Origin of the sequence: Halobellus ordinarius (assembly GCF_031823395.1) — an archaeon.
Taxonomy (GTDB): Archaea; Halobacteriota; Halobacteria; order Halobacteriales; family Haloferacaceae; genus Haloquadratum; species Haloquadratum ordinarius.
Genome location: NZ_JAVQKJ010000026.1, coordinates 1 through 794, shown reverse-complemented (window position 1 = coordinate 794; position 794 = coordinate 1). Strand labels below are relative to the sequence as shown.

1 rRNA gene is annotated in these 794 nt (G+C 57.1%); it reads right to left on the bottom strand.

The annotated features are described in order from the left end of the window. Window positions 1-38: 38 nt before the first annotated feature. A 23S ribosomal RNA gene (locus RJT48_RS20595) occupies window positions 39-794 on the bottom strand; the annotation flags it as partial.

The window sequence follows — 794 nt, the reverse complement described above, 5'->3', positions numbered from 1 at the left end:
TCACCAACACAGGTAGACACTCGAAATGTCCTCTGTGGTATGAGTGTGGCTCGGATTGTTAGTGCTCGCGGGCTTAACACCTCGTTGCCTCGGTGCGTACACCCCGAGTCTATCTAACTCGTCTTCTACGAGTATCCTCGGTGGTACCTCTTTTTGCGGTGGGTTTCGAGCTTAGATGCGTTCAGCTCTTACCCCGTGGTGCGTGGCTGCTCGGCATCTGCCCTCTCGGACAACCGATACACCAGTGGCACCCACTCGTAGTTCCTCTCGTACTATACGAGCGTTCCGCGCAGGTACCTAAAACACCCCCAGTAGATAGCAGCCGACCTGTCTCACGACGGTCTAAACCCAGCTCACGACCTCCTTTAATAGGCGAACAACCTCACCCTTGCCTGCTTCTGCACAGGCAGGATGGAGGGAACCGACATCGAGGTAGCAAGCCACCCGGTCGATATGTGCTCTTGCGGGTGACGACTCTGTTATCCCTAAGGTAGCTTTTCTGTCATCAACGGGCCCCATCCTGGAGCCTCGTTGGTTCGCTAAACCACGCTTTCGCGTCAGCGATCCTCGTTGGGAAGATCACTGTCAGGCTTCCGTTTGCTCTTGCGCTCTCCTGCGAGTTTCCGACTCGCGTGAGGAAACCTTTGGGCGCGCTCGATATCTTTTCGAGCGCGTACCGCCCCAGTCAAACTGCCCGGCTACCGGTGTCCTCCTCCCGGAGTGAGGGTCACAGTCACTGACGGGTAGTATTTCACGGATGCCTCGGTGGCCCGCTGGCGCGGGTACCTGTGTAA